The sequence below is a fragment of the Cohaesibacter gelatinilyticus genome (genome assembly GCF_900215605.1).
GTDB lineage: Bacteria > Pseudomonadota > Alphaproteobacteria > Rhizobiales > Cohaesibacteraceae > Cohaesibacter > Cohaesibacter gelatinilyticus.
Genome location: NZ_OBEL01000003.1, coordinates 424,635 through 441,454, shown reverse-complemented (window position 1 = coordinate 441,454; position 16,820 = coordinate 424,635). Strand labels below are relative to the sequence as shown.

General features: G+C 47.5%; 12 protein-coding genes and 1 pseudogene. 5 read left to right on the top strand and 8 right to left on the bottom strand.

From position 1 onward, the window contains the following. Window position 1: 1 nt before the first annotated feature. The 5 genes and pseudogenes from CRO57_RS15955 to CRO57_RS15935 form a co-directional block, all read right to left on the bottom strand. Window positions 2-1,567 carry a hypothetical protein gene (locus tag CRO57_RS15955; RefSeq protein WP_097154452.1) on the bottom strand — a complete coding sequence of 522 codons (1,566 nt, stop codon included), beginning with the start codon at window positions 1,565-1,567 and terminating at the stop codon, window positions 2-4. An 18-nt stretch (window positions 1,568-1,585) separates the two neighbouring features. Further along, window positions 1,586-2,431 carry a hypothetical protein gene (locus CRO57_RS15950; protein ID WP_097154451.1) on the bottom strand — a complete coding sequence of 282 codons (846 nt, stop codon included), beginning with the start codon at window positions 2,429-2,431 and terminating at the stop codon, window positions 1,586-1,588. Window positions 2,432-2,433: 2 nt separating this feature from the next. Further along, a complete protein-coding gene (locus CRO57_RS15945) occupies window positions 2,434-5,865 on the bottom strand; it encodes an acetate and sugar kinases/Hsc70/actin family protein (RefSeq protein ID WP_097154450.1) in 3,432 nt (1,143 codons plus the stop codon). 658 nt (window positions 5,866-6,523) lie between these two features. Further along, window positions 6,524-6,631 carry an integrase core domain-containing protein gene (locus CRO57_RS25400; protein WP_425291285.1) on the bottom strand — a complete coding sequence of 36 codons (108 nt, stop codon included), beginning with the start codon at window positions 6,629-6,631 and terminating at the stop codon, window positions 6,524-6,526. Next, window positions 6,624-7,346 (bottom strand): annotated as a pseudogene (locus CRO57_RS15935) (transposase); the annotation flags it as partial. The gene CRO57_RS25400 and the pseudogene CRO57_RS15935, both read right to left, overlap by 8 nt. A gap of 418 nt (window positions 7,347-7,764) precedes the next feature. Between CRO57_RS15935 and CRO57_RS25255 the strand changes: the two are divergent. Further along, complete coding sequence (locus CRO57_RS25255) at window positions 7,765-7,896, top strand: hypothetical protein (RefSeq protein ID WP_280176189.1); 132 nt, start codon at window positions 7,765-7,767, stop codon at window positions 7,894-7,896. Window position 7,897: 1 nt separating this feature from the next. Further along, window positions 7,898-8,350, top strand: coding sequence for a hypothetical protein (locus CRO57_RS15925; RefSeq protein ID WP_097154448.1), 453 nt, complete (start codon window positions 7,898-7,900; stop codon window positions 8,348-8,350). Window positions 8,351-8,387: 37 nt separating this feature from the next. On the opposite strand, the gene CRO57_RS15920 is transcribed toward CRO57_RS15925, so the two are convergent. Further along, on the bottom strand, window positions 8,388-9,377 hold the full coding sequence (locus CRO57_RS15920; RefSeq protein ID WP_097154447.1) for a hypothetical protein: 990 nt from the start codon (window positions 9,375-9,377) through the stop codon (window positions 8,388-8,390). Between the two features lie 202 nt (window positions 9,378-9,579). On the opposite strand from CRO57_RS15920, the gene CRO57_RS15915 reads away from it, so the two are divergent. Next, window positions 9,580-12,360 carry a CHAT domain-containing protein gene (locus CRO57_RS15915; RefSeq protein ID WP_097154446.1) on the top strand — a complete coding sequence of 927 codons (2,781 nt, stop codon included), beginning with the start codon at window positions 9,580-9,582 and terminating at the stop codon, window positions 12,358-12,360. 256 nt (window positions 12,361-12,616) lie between these two features. Here CRO57_RS15915 and CRO57_RS15910 read toward each other — a convergent pair whose 3' ends face one another. Beyond that, window positions 12,617-13,852, bottom strand: coding sequence for a protein kinase domain-containing protein (locus tag CRO57_RS15910; RefSeq protein ID WP_170956133.1), 1,236 nt, complete (start codon window positions 13,850-13,852; stop codon window positions 12,617-12,619). Continuing rightward, a complete protein-coding gene (locus tag CRO57_RS15905) occupies window positions 13,845-15,341 on the bottom strand; it encodes a protein phosphatase 2C domain-containing protein (protein WP_097154444.1) in 1,497 nt (498 codons plus the stop codon). The genes CRO57_RS15910 and CRO57_RS15905 overlap by 8 nt, the downstream gene beginning before the upstream one ends. 175 nt (window positions 15,342-15,516) lie before the next feature. Here CRO57_RS15905 and CRO57_RS15900 point away from each other — a divergent pair, with 175 nt between their 5' ends. Then, window positions 15,517-16,266 carry a vWA domain-containing protein gene (locus tag CRO57_RS15900; protein ID WP_097154443.1) on the top strand — a complete coding sequence of 250 codons (750 nt, stop codon included), beginning with the start codon at window positions 15,517-15,519 and terminating at the stop codon, window positions 16,264-16,266. A 265-nt stretch (window positions 16,267-16,531) separates the two neighbouring features. Continuing rightward, on the top strand, window positions 16,532-16,723 hold the full coding sequence (locus CRO57_RS15895) for a hypothetical protein (protein ID WP_097154442.1): 192 nt from the start codon (window positions 16,532-16,534) through the stop codon (window positions 16,721-16,723). Window positions 16,724-16,820 lie beyond the last annotated feature (97 nt).

The following is a 16,820-nucleotide window of genomic DNA, read 5'->3' as shown; positions in this document are numbered from 1 at the left end:
TTCAATTTGGAGGCCATCTTTCGATGACAAAAGGACCAAGTCTCAAGGTCTGATGCTTATCAAGCATATCCATCGATACCGGCCCTATGGTCGGGCCGTACAAGTGGAAGGCTTTGCCAAGACCAAGAACCTCGTTGCCAATCTGAACAGCGCCAGCATGGTCAAGCCAATCGAGATGGAAGCCTGCCTCAGTTTGCAGATCATCAAAAAAGAGCAGCTTTTCAGGCTGCGTAGGCAGCGTTAAGTATCCAAAAGGCTGATTGTTGCTTCGCTTGATCCGGATCATATTGGGATCATCGGGGTCTTGAAGAACTTCTAAAAAATGATCGCCGTGATGATCCCTATTCCAACTGGCGGACCAGTGATATCTCCTGTTGGCATGCCAATCAAAAGCAAGATGGCGGTTGGTCGAAAACGTCCAAGAAAGGGAGTAACGCCGTTTTTGCATAGCAGAGAATATCAATCTTTTGTATCCATCGAAATCAAACCAGAACTTGGTGATTTGGCTTTCAAGCTCACCATTGGCCAACTCAGTTCTTGAGAATGCCAATTGCGTGATAGCCACATGGGAAACAGCAGGTCGACGATAGTAAAGTCGAGAGGGGCGACCATCCAAGGACATATCCATACGACACACTTTGTTGGATGAGTGCTTGAGCCCAATAAAGGAAACGTTCCAGCGAGCATCGATATCGGCGGGGAGGGACTTGGTTATCGATTCATTTGGCCGTTTGAAAATCAAAGATGCTCTTTCGTTTGATAAAGGTTCGACCTGTGGTGGTGCGACGATTTCTTCGGCTTCCAGCTCCGTCCTGCCAGCAATCCAGATTTGATAATGCCCAGCTAGCTCGGCTTCTTCGAAATTCAGGAATACCGGATCTTTCTTTCCATCCAATCCGAAATACAACATGGACTGGCCGTTGAAGATAGCCGCTTGCGCACCATCAAGGAACAGAGGCTCGGTAAAGTTTGCAGGTTGCTCTGTTGGATTGGGATAAAAGCGGAGCCATCCAATGGGTTTCTCCCCTCTAAGGGGGGCATGCACCCCGGAGCCCAGGTAGAAATGAACCTCATCAAGTTGTTCTTTATTAAAAGCGTTGCTGACCATGCATCGAATACGCAATTGCTTCTCTGGATCTACATAACCGGAAACAGAAGAAGACAAATGCTTGGCCAGCGAGGTTTCAAGTGCCAGTTCGCTATAACCGCAGATCCCCTGACGAGCTGAGACCAGAAAAAAATTGTGGAAAGAAACCTCCCAAACCCGCTCTGAATAGTGGCTTCCAACGCGAACCCTGTCAGTCACCAAGTTTAGAATGTCGACAAAAGAATATATGGTGAGGCTCTTTATCCATTGGGCCAATTTGCTCTGCCGTCCGGGAAGTCTGGCTAAAAAAGAAAGTGCCAAGGATCGATACCAATGCTTCCTGGCTTGTTTCTTTTTGGAAGGTTTGCTGAAAATCCGATCACGCCAGAAGGCCTCCTCTGTCCCGGGTTCTACATGCCCGATGACTTCCACGAACCTTTCTGGTTCAGCCTTGTTTTGCGAGACTTGCCCTAACGCCATTGTTGTATTCCTTCTGTATCAATAAGCATTGTTGGCGATTGCAACGTGGGGGCGCTCTGTTCCCTCAGCAGAAATCCACCCCGGTCGTTTACAATCGATGACAAGGTAACAATTCTCATTTGCTCGATGATCGCTCAAAGTTTTTTTGGCTGCCAAGACAGCCGCCGCAACAGAAGGATCGAAATTAATCAACTGGATTTCATCATCAGATACTTTTACATCCTGAACCCGAATGAGGCTCAGAGGGGGGGGGAGGAGTAGGAATACCCCTTGCTGGGCCAGTTTACTACGTAGAATGGCGCCAGCCAAACTATAGCTGATGGCTTGCCTCGTATCTGGCGAAAAAGCATCCATGCGAAGAGAGACCGCAAAGAGATAGGCAACTTCACTTCGCTCCTGCAATCTGACTTGATCGCTCCATTCCGGGTTGGAAGATATGTGCTCGAAGAGTTTGATGATCCGGTCATGTTCCTCATCAAGCATCTGCCGGGGCTCGTTCCAGACTGCGCCAATCATTGGGGGGCCTGCTTGGCGTAACAGATCTGCAGCAAGAACGAAAAGATCTACACTTGCAGAACTAGTCGTCATCTTTTCTGTTGCCAATGACTGCCGAATATCCTCTGCAATCTGTTCCGGCTGGAGATGTTCAAACCCTTTCAAAGTTCCATGTTCGGTTGCCCCAGCCAAGTTCAGGAAGACTTGTCTGAGCACGGCATTCTCATCGCTCAACAGTTGATGCTGCATTTCGGCGTTGCAAACAGCGCTTCGCGAGGAATGGATAAAATAGATCGCCACCAGAATAGCAACCGCAGAAATGGATGCGATGAAAAACCATAATGGCCAGGGCAGATCCAATAAACTCATGGCTACGCAATCCTGTTGTTAGATATGCCTATTTTCTTGCCAAGAAACTCGATTTCGGTTCGATCCGCACTTCGAGTGACAAAAATTTGAAAGTTGGCGTGTTCGGCATGGGGTGAATTTTTTAGCTCCTGCGTTAAGGAGAATGATTGTTCATTTTCGAAACAGATTTTCATGCCGAACGCATGAAACAGATCTTCAATATCTTCTCGGGTGATGTGGCTATTCACCCCAGCATCATCCAACCCCGGCAGGACCGGCAGGACTAGGCGTTGACCATTCAGGCTCACATCAAATTTCTCGGTTCCCATTTTCGTTTCGCCGTCCAAAAGATACTCAAGATGCTTAATCTTAAACATCGATGGACGAAACTCATTATCGCCACCTCTTGGCACAAACTGGGCAAGGGCAATGGGATGTGTGACACCGTCAGAAAACTCCAATCCTGACAATACCAGCATTTGCGCTCCACGAACGCTTGCCGACTTCATGCCGGTGGGGGACATGGGAATCTTGTTAACCATCATGCCTGCATCAAGCCGTTTTATCGTTCTGGAAATGCCAGCGTAGAACGGAGGCCAAAGTGCAGCACGACCCGTAACCAACCAGTGAAGAGGTGCCTTGTTCAGCCGTTTCGCTTCTCGAGCCAACAAAGCAGGAACCGCATCAGCCAAGAGCCGCGCAACAGTTTGAGGAGACTTCTTGGAGGAACCTTCCCACTGCAAGCGTTTAGCGTCCAAGAGAGCCCGGGGTATGAACAGATTCAGACGACGGCCTTCCTCGGACATGACAATCTGTGTTTTAGCCTCTTTGCTTGGCGGGCGTAGGTTCAATTGAGCTCCAGGCTCCTCTTCAAACAAGCCAGACAAATCAACATAGAGGCCAGGACTTTTGCTATTGGCCCAATCATAGCAAATTGCAGTATTTGTGGTTTTGGTTTCGGCTTCCATTCGAGCCAATTCTGAAGCTTCAATCTTCGCTTTAGCAATGGCTACACGAAGAAGCTCATCACGTTCCAAATCACTCTTTGCTATATAGCGAGTTCTACTACGATACGGCTCACTAGCGGCTGCCTTCCTTTGGTCTTCGACCGCCGATATCGCCAAATCCAGTAGGGATGTATCAAGATCTGCTCCGCCGACTGTACCACCAAAATGAGCGAGTATTCTCCAATCATGTGGGGCGGCCTCTGGGTCGCCCTCTACCGTTCCATCAGGCCGCAAGAAGCTTGCCTCGATCAAACAGGCGTCAAAGGTGGAAGCGCCGATATCAATGCATGCATAGATTTGTGTTTTGTTTCTGTGACTCGTCCTCTGCACCTCTTTCTTTGTGTAAAAAACTCCATAGAAAGCCGATGCCAATGCTTCTGAAATGAACCTGGGCTCACCAACATCGTCAGAATTCTGAGTTCCAAAAACACTTGATGCAAAACGTCTGCCAGCCGTCTTATAGGCGTTCTGTTTTTTCCTATCAATGCCGCTTGGATGAGTGATAACGACCTCTAGGTCACCTGGGGCCAGATCAAGGTAGGCATCATACAACTGAAGGCCTGTATCTTCATCTTTGTCAGCGAAAAACTCCAGTGTTCTCGGAACAATATAACGGCCTAGTTCATCAAATACGTCCGAAAGCAAGTCTGATAGAACAAGCATATCCGTTTCGGCAACTCGACTGTTTGCTCGATCATATTCCAAGATCGACTTTGTTTTCGTTCTTGTATGTGTCAAAAAGCTCCGCTTGAGATTTCGGATCTTGTATTGCTCCATATCGGCCCAACCATTTGCCTTTTTTCTGCCTTCTGGCAGAACGGGCAGTGAGATATCGTAGCGTCGCTGCAACCAAGCCATTCTTTCCTTAGCTTGATCCTTAGCCAGACCTGCTCTTTTGGAGCAACCTAAGGATAGTGGATCAGACAGAGTTCGGGAATGATGCTTTGATGATAGACCAACAACCGTGGGCAGAAGAATGCTCTGAGTAGAGTTTTCGGAATACTCTTCAGTATTCTTAAACACGTCATGAGCGAAATCGCCAAGAGGCAAATGATGCACTTGCGTTGTGCGCCCCCACTTACCAAAATCAACGATGCAAGCTGAAGCGCCGAAATCAACGGCCATGACGTATTTTGGTGCATTCGGCAATGCCTTTAACGGCAGAACCAGAAGCGCATTGACGGCATCTTCCGACGAATTGACGGCCTCCACCTTGAGACACAGATCAATGACTCCAGGCCGTTGGGAGAAATTATGCAGTTCGAGGAGCTCTGCAATATCAATTTTTACGGAATGGGGACCACACTCTTTGAGGTTAACAATTTGTTCCGGCTGCATGAAATCTTCCGACAAGCTGTCTTTTAGTCTCAGAAAAGCTTGTATGTGGCAGGCATCCCACTTGTCATTTATCGGGTTGATTTCCAACTGGATAGGATCAATCAGGGCACCTACACTGCCATCAGAACTCGCCTTGATAAAGCTGATTTCTCTATCCAAAGGCGTCAGTTGTTGATTCTTTGGAATCATGGCGGGCGTGAATTGTATAGTGTCACCCTCTGTGAAGCTGACCATAAGGTCCAACTCTTCTCCCGCGGCTGCCGTAATCGAACAGGGCAGCTTCTGTTCCCAAAGTAGTTTGTTCGGAGGGGCTGGCAGATCCTGCACCTTAAATTGCAGATCGACGACAGTGGTCTCTCCCCCAGAGAAAGAACCCGCCAGTGAAGAAATAGCGATCCAGATTTCGAAGCTCGTATGACTGTCTGGTAGAAAGTTGACCGGACACTGAAGAAGATGGTCCTCCTTGTCACTTGTGATCTCGATGGGAGTCTGAAGGCCAATCTGACGCAGTTTGAGCATCAACGGAACTGGGTTATTATTTGCCAGATGAGCCTTGGTCACCAGCTCAACCTTCCTTTCATGGCTTTTGTAGGGGAGTTTAGCGAATGGCTGTATCAAGGAACCGGATGCCAGTAACAATCTGTCTTTGCCCATGATGTCTGAACGACTAACCGTCATTAACTCCTGTTTGATGTCTCCTTCCAGATCCTCTAACACACTGGTTGCTGCAATAGGATCCTTGAGAACCAATACTGAGCCCGATGGATCATCCGATGCACCAGAGGTGTCACGAACATAGAGCAATATAGATACATCCATCTCATCGAAAACTGCATCAGAATCCGGACATCCTTTAGAGAATAGAACAAGATCAATGCTTTCGCCGGGATTGATGGTCGCGTTATCCTCTAACTGGTTGTTCTGCTTGAAATGTACAGAAAGCCAACAATAGCCTTCAATTGCGGCAATGACATCCAGCTGCAATGGACCATCGTACCCCGAATGTTGCAGCGTTTCGATCATGGTTTGCGCTTGCGGATCGATATCTATCAGCAGACCCGGTCCCAATGTGTATTCTTTGGAGAGGTGCTTCGATATTCTAATGGCCATTGCGCACCCTCTGTACACCTGTTTGTAAAATCGTATTCGAACAACTACCAAATTATAAAAGACAAATATTTGCAAAATACAACCCTTAAGTGAACCGACAGCTAGCTCACTTGGCTTTCCTTGTATATCGATTGGCAAATTGTGATTCAGGGTCAGTCAGGAGGTGGTTTTTTGGCCCATGCTATCCCTTGACCTTCGCCATCGTGTGACAGAAGCGATATGGTGTGGCAATCATTGCCAAGGTTGAGACGCTCCCGGACGTCACCATACTAGATCTAGCAATATGGGCACTGAGGGAGGGAGTATTGCATGGGCGGAGCCTCTCTAACCTGTCGAAGACGATCCAGACCAAATACGATCTCCCCCAGATTTGGAAAATGGAGGTCACCGGTATCACCGAATTCGTCCGCACCCGCTATTGGCCTTTTTAACGATGGCTTGCGCTCAATCATCAACGATCTGGATTGCGAGCAAATCGTATCCCATGACAAGGCAACCTGCATTCTGGGCTGGAATCCGCGCTCGTCAGAATAAGCAACGCTCGCAACCGCTGAAAGCCTTATCCGGCTAGGTATCGTGTAGTCGCGACACCAACTGTGAGGTGTACAGTTACTCCTGTCTTGTTCCAAATGTAGTGACTCACCGGAATCTGCAAAGTCTACGCTGCTAATTTGAATGCTTCAGCAGGTGTCTGCATTGCCAGAGCCTGGTGAGGCCGTTTGGTGTTGTAGAAGTGTATCCAAGTCGCTGATGACGCGGTTGGCACACTGAATGGTTTCAAAGCGGTGTCTGTGAATGCATTGTTCTTTCAACGTCCGGATCACTCGCTCCACCATTCCATTCTGTTGCGGGCAATGCGGTGTTATGAACTCCTGTTTCAGGCCATAGCTTCTAACAATCGCCGAGAAGTGTCGGCTGGTAAAAACCAATCCATTGTCCGATCGGAGAAGGAATTCCTGATCAACACGACCAAGTGCCCCAAATCGACTTATCTGGGCGTGCTCCAAGGCAGCCGAAGCAGTTGTCGACTTACTAGTTCGTGAGAGATGCCAACCCAAAAGTTCTCGCGTGTGGCAATCAATAACCAATGCCAATGAGGCCCAGCCGTCCTTTCCGGTCCAAACACGAGCCAGATCTGTCGACCATCTTTCATTCGGAGCAGTAGCAACAGAAGGAACGGACTGGATCCGAGGCCGCATCCCAACGGCCCGCTTACGTACCTGCCATCCTTTGATCTGGAAAATGCGCTGGACCGTGTTTTTGTTGAAGCCTAGAAGCCAGGCAACTGTTCGATAACCGAAAGACGGTTCCTTTTCGATCATAGCCTTGATCGGATCAGAAAAACGGGCATCAACTCTTGGAGCCGACTTGGTTGGTTTGTAATAAACAGCCCTGCGCGGGATGCTGAACCATCTGCAAAGCTTGGCTATCGATACGCGGATCCCTTCTGACGAAAGGCCCTCATGAAGCGTCCGGATCAATTGTCACCCTCCTGCTCCATGAGGGCCTTCAACTTTTTCAGGCCCGCAACTCCAGCATGGCTTCACCATACGCCTCTTGCAGATCCTTCAGTTACTTCTCGTACTGGGCGTGAATGTCGATTGGGTTGGTGCCCAGGGAGTTCTCCATCCCATGCTTGGCATCCTCGATCCAACCCTCAATCTCTGAAGGGGAAAAATCGTAAGAACGGCTTGCTTCTGATACTGTGGTCTTGCCTTGAATGATCTCAATGACCAGAGCAGATCTTCAGTGGCTCATTACATCGACGCCTTACCAAATAAGGACAAAACAGGTGGAAAACACGTTTGTCGACACGAACTGAACATGAAGTATATTAGCATTGAATAGTATTTAAATTATTGAAATATATAAATAATTTCTATATAATGGATGCAGAGGTTGTCTGGCAAGTCAGGTCGCGTGAAGCTGACTGTCGCGCTTCAACCGCTCTTACTGGCTATCTTTGCACCAATTCATGGTGAGCAAACTGAACGCATGTCGCTTTCAGTTACACTCATCATGGAGAATTAAATTGACAGAGACAAATCAACCGCAGTTTTACTTGATTTTCAGTTCTGAGATCCCATCAGATTTATGGCTGCTCGATGAAGACTTGGATACCGGAAAGAAATTTCAAGGCACGATCAAGTTGGGCTTCGAATTTGAGCTTAAACCAATTGGTCTAAAGCCTTCTCAAGAGGACGTTAGAGTCCCTGAGGGAACAGTATTTGCTGGTGTTCTATGGGGTGATGGCGATCACTTCGAAGAATACACAGAGAATACTTGGGGGATTTTGGGTGAAATTGTCCGAATTGGTGCCCAGGACCTCGTTGTCTTTGGGCAAGACGGATCGGAAATTCTCTCAGTTGAATCAATCGATCAGGAAGATGGTTTGCCACATGTAATGCCGCCAGAAGCCTTTGGGCTTCAACGGAAACCCTGGTGGGGCGATCAATTTCACTGGTGTAAAGATGGCTCAGAGTAAAAGTATCAGTTCCGCCAACTCTGGCGGAGCTGATTTCCTAATCTACACGATATCCATACCAACCGATGCGAATTTGGTCTTTGTGTTTTTGTAATTGGCTATTGATTGACTTGAGGAATGTACTGAATTCAGGAGTAGTCCATCTCGGCTCTCGAACTTCGCAAAAAAACCGAGATTCAAAATCCCATTCCTTTGGGACCGCTAAAGCAACAAACGCAAATTGACCGGCTGCATCAGGCATGACAAAAGGCCGATCTTCCTCACCTCGAATAAAAAAGCTGGTTTGTGGCTCTGTTTCAAGCAGAATCGGGAAGCAGGAATAGGCATTTTCTTGACCTTCTCCATGAAGCTCATCGTATGAGTATTCAAAAACAAATACTTGCTCTCTGGTCTCATCAACGCCACTAATTTTCAGAACATATAATTCATCTGCGTCATGATAAGGTAGAGGTTTTATGGGAACTAAACTCCTTCTACCAACATCCACAGGCCTGAGTGAAAGAGTCGAATGAGGATTCATAGGCTGAATAGTTATCGAACTCATACCAACACTTAAACACGATAAATCCAATAAGATACTTGGGGAATAGTTGTTTTCGGGCATTGGTAGATCAAGTTGCCTGGCGCGAGAAAATATTTCACTAAGTGACAACCGCCCAAAATCTTCTGGTACAAACTGTTCGCGCCAGACCGGCGAGGTTGCTTCAATAAAGGCCTCGAAAATTGCTTTGGCTTCGAGCCGGGTCAAATATTTAGTGTTGCTTCTACGCCAAATATTTCCGAGCCGTCTAAATCCAAAATTTCTGGCTGTTGTGCTTGGCTTTCTCTCGTTGTTTTCTTGTACGTCAGTCTCTTCATCAACGTAGAAGTAATCGGCGATATCTTCTTGTCTTTTAAGACCGCCCATTAGTCCGGATTCGGCAATAAACATCAATATTGGTTTTAAATTCCGATTTTTCCCAACAACGTCTTTGTCTGCAATGGCTTTTCTCAGTTCCAATTTTGAAATTTTGGCTTTTAAGCTCATCGTTGCAACCCCATATTGAAACTGGCATTATCCATACAAACTGGAAGAGAGCTACAATTCAACCGACGTAGTTTGTCAGCACTGCCTCCACAGGAAAACATTTGATCTGCATTCTTCCAACGGTTTCATCCAAAAGAATCCACGCAAGTTGAGCACTGATTGATTTTAGTTCTTAGATTTTCAACATAAACGGGGCTTTAGCATGAATGAGAAGGGTCAGGAAACAGATATTGAATTCAAACAGCTGGAAGATGAGCTGGATCAAATTAGCCAAATCGAGAGCCTCGTTTCATCAGGTGAGTTAGAACCACAAAACTTGCAAAACATTCTTATAGATCATTTCAAACTCTGCTCATCTACCTTCGAAAAATGCATGAAGCTGGGTAATGCCAATGACGGCAAAATTGCAGTCTGGTCATACGCCCTTGCCGAAAAAGTTGCGCAACAAGGCTTTATCTTTTTGACCCCTGACTGGACTATGGCTGAAGCAATTATGCTTCGCAATTCCGCTGTGGCTCAAGCCGCCTCCAGCAACTTAACAAACGATATCGGGGGCCTGCTCAACGCAATGAAAATAGTTGAAGGCCTATTTTCCCGATCAGAATTTGGGCAGGATTCAACTCTTTTCTTAGACGCTGGCAAGTTGGCATTGGTCATTGGCCAAAAAACCAAGCAATTAGGATATCTATTTTTATCTGAAGGCTATCTGCGCCAAGGGATTGATATAGCAACCATTCAACTAAATTCAGACAGATCCGAGAGAAGCGCTGATATCTTTGTGAAGTTCAACCAGTTTTCGGGATCTCTTTATAGAGAATTGCACGAGTTCATCAAATCTGAAAACTATCAAGATCTTTCATGTTGGTACGGAAAAAATTCAATATTAGCATTTCCTGAAGCAGTAAGCATAAACTGCAAAATCGAATGCGCGCGTTCACTTATCCAAACCCATTCAATAAACGACAACCGCATTGCATTTTCACTGCTATATGACTGTCTCCAATATCTGGACAGAGAGCCGGTTAAGGTCGGTACTTTGGTACTTCAAAACTTGATCGATTGCTGCACCAATCTTGGCAGGGAATCTGGAAGATACATCCAGGAAATTGATATCCTGAGAATGATATGCAACCTGCAAACTCGCTATTTGGCTGAGAATGAAGTCGACTCAGCTCTCATTCAACTCGAGGAGTTGAAGCTCGAGTTGTTTGCTAGAAACCAAGAGATCATCTCCATCTCAGAGAATTGGAAAGAAATTTATGACAGAAGCCAGAGATTTTGGCGCAAGTATCTGACTGATCATGAACTTTTCAGTCTTGGAGATTTTTCACTGCTCAACATTGCGGCAGAGTTGAATATGGTTGATGAGGTGAGTTCCGACAATGCATTAGTTGATTTGATTGGGAACGTAGAGAAGGTTCTTTTTAGAGCTTTTTTCACCCGTGAGATTGATGAGTTAGTCAGAAGCTATTCATCGCTTCCTGACCAATTGATTTGCCAATTAAGGCAACGGCTAACGTTGGAAGAGACCCTATTGGTTTTTGATCTTCTTCGTCAGCCGAATGCGAAATTACGCACGATCATTCTGGGTCTTTCGCAACGAGAAAATACAGATCCTGAGATAAGCAGTTTGATTCGCGAGATGTTCCAGATTGAAGATGGGCTAATTGTTGCAGATGATACGCCTAGCGCATTTGAGAGGTTACGATTACAGCACTCAAAATATATTGAGGTTCGCAGTTCTATTGGCAACAAACTCGATGTGCGGCGCGCGGAAATTGATGAGCTGATTTGCGGAGAAAACCATTCTAGCTTGCCTGAGTTGCTAGACGAAGCGGATCAAAACCTTTGTCTTGTTAGCGCAACAGAAAAAGGGGTTATTATTCATATCGTAGGCGCATTTGGCCAAAAGAATTTTTTGTTTGATGAAGTCAAATTGGAAGATTTAGTATGTATTTCCAACGATTGGCTACAAGAGTTTAAGCGCTATGAGTTGGCAATTGAGAGAGACCAGCTGAAAACCGAACATTTAGTTCGATGGAATGAGTTCATTGATAGGTTTTTGGACCGGTTATGGTCGAAGTTATGTGCGTTCATTAATGAAGCACTCATAAATACCTCGTTACGGCCTGATGCCCGCATCGGCCTCCTACTGCCATCGTACCTTTACAACTTACCAATATTGGCTGCACGTAGTGATACGGGCACCCACTTTTTTGAAAAATGGAATTTGTGTCTTTTTCCGTCTATCTGGTCAGCGAAACAAGTCCTATTGAGAAAGGTTTCAAGAACTGAGCAGAGCCCGAAAAATGTAACGGTCATTTTCGATCCATTAAACGATTTTCCCTTTGAACAGCGGAACTTTGGCGAACCAACTGGAGCTGGCGATCCCAAGCTAAATGTCGATCTTTTATATGGCGGAGAAGCTACCAAAAGAAAAGTTCTTTCATCACTGGAAAATGCCGACGCTGTAGCCTTTTATTGCCATGGATATTACCATCACAGGTTTTCGCAGTTTTCTAGTTTGCAATTATCAGATGAAGACAACCCAACAAATTCATCCCATCTCAGTGTTCGTGAGCTTCAAGATGAAAAATTCAAGAACTTAAGATTGGTACTACTGGGTGCATGTGGACAAGGCTTAGTTGGAAATCGTTATGGGAATAATTTTGAAAGCGTTGCCGTATCGTTTCTGGAAAGTGAAGCAAATGCGGCGATTGCTCCACTTTGGTCCGTTTTATCCCAACCAACTGTTGGCCTGGGTACCAAAATAATGGCGAAGTTTGTCGAAACGGGCTCAGCATATGAGACCTACCGCCACGCGATCAAGGAAGCTGCTTACAATGGGTTTGAAACTGGTCAAAATGACTTGCCTTTGGCTCGAGCAAAAACATCACCAGATGAAACCAACGAAGGCGGCCCCACTGATCTTCCGATCAATGCCCCCATATTTTGGGCGGGTCTAACGTTGTGGGGATGTTAGTTTTTCAACCAAAGCCTTGTCATGAAATCAAGCTTGATTGTTATGCTCCAGACAATACACGCCAGGGAGGAAAGAAAGGCCTCTCAGGTAAAGCAGATGCTGTTATCAAATGGTTGCAGCCGATGGGTGTGTCACCGGATATATATACGTCATGAAAGCCATACTGAAGAGACAATCAAATTTGTTGAAAATCTCAAAGAAGCACCACCAGCCTCACTGGATTGGTGGTGCTTTGTCTTTTTCTGCAAACACGCAGCTATTCCACGACCAAATGCACCTCAATGTCTGCGAGTTTCAGTCGGCCCCGCTGTGTTCCCAGATTATCGATTTTTGCCCAGTGCTGTTCCAGGCGGTACCATTGATCTGATACTTCGATCAGAGTGTCATGGTTCCCGACATGACGAAGCAGCAATTTGTCTCGGAAAGGCGTAATTTCTAGGTGCCGTCGAGAAACCACTTGAGGTAGGTCTGGAATTGTCGAGCGGCCTAGCGTGATGGTTTCTCCCTCCTTGAGTTCCGCACGATAGCGATGACCAGAAGCGGGCAGAATCACTTTGAGGCTGTGAGCATTGGATTTGATTTCGACGGTAGATCCGCACCAGGGGCAATGGGTCGTGTTGGGTCCAGCGACAAAGGGGTTGCCACAATCATGAATCCAGCAATTGTCCAGGGCTTTGGTCAAAACCAGTCGCCATTCTTCCGGCTCAGGTCGGACCTTCGGATCGAGTGAGAAGGCGCGATCAAATAGAGCTTGGATCTCCGGTCCCAAAGCTTCGATGGGAAGTTCATCGGGGGCCGGGAGACGTTTTCGTTCGGGCCAGGTTCCATCGGTCAACAGAAGATCGATTTCCGCTGGCACGTCTGGAAACCCATCAGTTGGATAGCGCCCTGTCACCAGCATGCTCAAAAAGACCGCCAGCGCGAAACGATCACTCTCCACGTTTGGCTGGCCCTGCTGCTCCAAACGTAACTCTGGCGCCAGCATGGGACGCTGCCCGATGACCGGTGATGGCAGGCTGGTTGGATCGTCCGCAACATAGCCGTCAAAATCGATCACAGAGACCGTGCCATCCTGATCAATTAGGATGTTGCTGAAGGCAATATCGCCATGGGCGAGGCCATGATGGGCCAGAATAGCAAACAGACTGACAGTTTCGAGGCAGATTTCCAGATTCTCTACCAAACTGCGAGGCTGATCCTTTTCCAGCTCAACACCTCTGACGAAGGGAGCAACATGCCACACATGTCCATCGCTAAGTTCTTCGGCGGCGAATGGACCAGCAAAGGCTGGTGACATCTCACAAAGATGTCGGTTGACCAAATAGTCTGCTCGAGCAAGATTGTCAGGCCGATCATTCAGCTTCTTGGCAACGACACCAATCGTGGGATCGTCCTCCAGATGTCCGAGAAAGGCTTGCCCCTGGCCACCCGGCAAAGGATTTGACCGGTCGATACAAATTCTGATCCCACCAATAGTAATGATATCATTCATGATCGTCTCCATCGATCAGAAGGGCCATGGCAAGTGTCATATTGTCATGGTGAAGATAGGCACCAGTGTCAGGATCACGGGCAGACTCCAACTCGGCAAGTAAGTGATCGGCCAGCCCCCGCATATCGGCTATCTTTTCGCGCTGAAGGGCAAAATCCTCATAGGGAAACAGATCGGAGGCCCCATCTGTCATGGTCATGACGATGCTGCCGGGTTCAAGACGGCAAGAGCCGATACGTGCAGGGGCCTGACAGTTTTTGCCGATATAGGCATTGATGATATTGGACGGTTGGCCTGCGGTATGATGCGGCACTTGGAGATGTCCGACCATCCCATCGGGCCAGATCACCACGATGGCTCCATCACCCAACGTGGCATAGTGAACAATGTCACCCTTCAGCAACACCACAAGAGCTGTGGTCACACCGGTTAAATCACGTTCAGCGGCAACCTTTCTGGCATAGTCAAGTGCATCAAGCAGGTCTCGTAGGGTCAGATCTCCATTTCGCTGAAAAGCATCTCTGAGAGACCAACTAATACTCTCCGTTGCTGTGTGGGATGCTTCCCGCCCTCCTTTGAGGCCTCCAGCCCCATCATTAACATTGAATGCCTTCAATTCAGGTGCAAACTCCAGCACTGCAAAACAATCCTGATTTTCCTCGCGGACCTGACCTTGGCGGGTAGCGGCATCAAGGGACCAGAACTGCGTGGTGAGCTTTCTCGGCTCATGAACAATGACCGGCAAATCACAAGCCTCTGGCGGCATTGCCTCATCAACGACGGACTGTTCGAGATTTGAAGCAGTTATCTGATCTTCGCCTGTTTTCCGATCACCTTCGGGTTCTGATATCTCAACCAAGGGAGATTCAAACTCGACGACAGAACCATCTACACTGGAATTGTCCTGTTCCTCAGAGGCCGTGGCTGATGCACATTCGGGATCTGTCTGCTCGGTATGATCGACCACATTTCTTCTGGAGGTTCCGATCACATTCTGGTCAGTGGTTATCAGCTTCCGGGCAATCATGTGTCTCTGCGCCAGAGCGAGCAATTGGACGATAATCAACACGAATATCAAGCCCGGCACAAAGGTTGGATGTGACCAGTCGATCCCATTAATCTGTTCCAGGATAGGATTGGAGAAGGATTGCAATGCATCCGGTTTGACTGGGTCGAGCGAGGGTGGAGTGGCAATCTGAGATCCAATTTCATCCGAAATATAGGCATGAGAAGGATCGGAGTTCCAAAGCAAGCCGCCGCATAAAGTGATTGCGGCCAGCCCCAATTGCCGAGCCCGATCCATGCGATGAACGCGGTCAGCCAAAAGCAGTTTGGCACGGGTATCTTTTTGAGGGGCGATTGATTTGATCTTCTCAGCAACCGGGTTTCGGACCGGCTGCCGAACATGAGGATTGGAAATCGAATAGCCTGTGCGTTCCAACAGACGCTGCTGAAAGGCTAGGCTTGGCGCATATTTTATGAGTGTCATGGCACGCTCCACTTGTTCGCGAACTTGCGTGCTCTCAAAAAACTCACATATTTTTCTGGAAGTCGCCGGACGTAGTTCTGTCCCCTTGGGGGCGTAGTTACGTCCCGATCTTTCTTTTACAATCCGGGTTAGGGATCGATTGTCTTCAACGCGCTAACAAAAAGGATACCTTGCGATGACAATCAATATCTTCCCCAATAATGGCTCCCAAAATCAGGGAACGACAAAGACACTGCCTTTGGCTAATCAGGATGCAACGGCTCCGGCCACTGTGACGGCACCAGCTTCCGATCAAGCGGAACCTGCACTTCCGGTACTTAATGTCATTAAACGCAAGTCTCTGCCAACTGGGGTCGCATCCAATGTGAAGCAGTTGGTTCTCTTGCTGCTCGATTCATCGTCTTCCATGGCTTTGTTGGGCAAGATTGATGAACTCAACGCAGCAGTTGCTGACTTCATCGCAGAACTGGCCAATCAGGTGAATAAGGGTGGGTTCAAGGTTTCTATCATCGAGTTTGACAGCTCTGCCCGTCTGATCTGCTCAGCTGAATCGGCAGAAACTCTTGTCGCACCCGTGCTTCAGGCCAGCAATGGCACCAATTTTGATGCTCCGATCGATATGGCGGCGACTGAGATCGAAGATTTTCACAACCGACCAAATCCGGAAGGCTGGCATTATCTGAGACCTTTTGTAATCAAGATGTCAGACGGTCAGGCAAACGCCTCTGAGGAAAAGATCCAAAAGCTGCATGAACTCGCTGATGTCATGACCGTTGCCTACGGAACGGATGCCAACAAAGCCACTTTGTCACGCATTGCTAGTGATGGTCAGGTTCATGTTGTCGGGGTTGACGGCTCCCGGCTGCGTTCTTTCCTGGCCCAGGTTGGTCGCACCATGACCCAAACTATGGCTCAAAATATCTGATATTGGAGCAGAAAATGCGATTGAAGGCGGGATCAGTCTCGCCTTTTTGCATGCCACTATTGCGTTTGAGCAGTCCGCCCTCACCCCAGAGCGCACAGTACGCTTCATTTCGCTACCAACATGCCAAACTCACCTAATCTACCCATATTCTCCTGCTACAAATGCCTGATGTTAGGTCAATTTCTACAAAGGCCAGTTTGTTGCACAGCATTGCACTGCCTGATAAAATTCAGACCAAAGCAAGCCAAGACAAACATCAACACAAATGGAACAACCGGCTGGTGGCGAGGACGATCACGACCCGATCAAACAGCGTATCTCAATCAAGGGTGCCCGGCGCATGTTGGGCATGGTTGCCCGGAATTATTCAGACGAAGAAATAACAGAGCTGCTCGATATTCTTTACGGGATTTCGAAAGACGCTTTTGAAATGCATCGCAATGACGGGCGGGATTAGTTCCCCACCAAACGCAGTGTATTTGGAACCGGTTTCTGTGATTTTTGTTCGTAAGAATTATCAAATGCTATTTCACCATAATTCCAGATATTGTCTG

Coding starts and splice junctions, on each gene's coding strand:
- CRO57_RS15900 (WP_097154443.1), top strand. CDS start 15,517: ATGACAATCAATATCTTCCCCAATAATGGCTCCCAAAATCAGGGAACG.
- CRO57_RS15895 (WP_097154442.1), top strand. CDS start 16,532: ATGGAACAACCGGCTGGTGGCGAGGACGATCACGACCCGATCAAACAG.
- CRO57_RS15945 (WP_097154450.1), bottom strand. CDS start 5,865: ATGGCCATTAGAATATCGAAGCACCTCTCCAAAGAATACACATTGGGA.
- CRO57_RS15950 (WP_097154451.1), bottom strand. CDS start 2,431: ATGAGTTTATTGGATCTGCCCTGGCCATTATGGTTTTTCATCGCATCC.
- CRO57_RS15905 (WP_097154444.1), bottom strand. CDS start 15,341: ATGACACTCATAAAATATGCGCCAAGCCTAGCCTTTCAGCAGCGTCTG.
- CRO57_RS15910 (WP_170956133.1), bottom strand. CDS start 13,852: ATGAATGATATCATTACTATTGGTGGGATCAGAATTTGTATCGACCGG.
- CRO57_RS15920 (WP_097154447.1), bottom strand. CDS start 9,377: ATGAGCTTAAAAGCCAAAATTTCAAAATTGGAACTGAGAAAAGCCATT.
- CRO57_RS15915 (WP_097154446.1), top strand. CDS start 9,580: ATGAATGAGAAGGGTCAGGAAACAGATATTGAATTCAAACAGCTGGAA.
- CRO57_RS15955 (WP_097154452.1), bottom strand. CDS start 1,567: ATGGCGTTAGGGCAAGTCTCGCAAAACAAGGCTGAACCAGAAAGGTTC.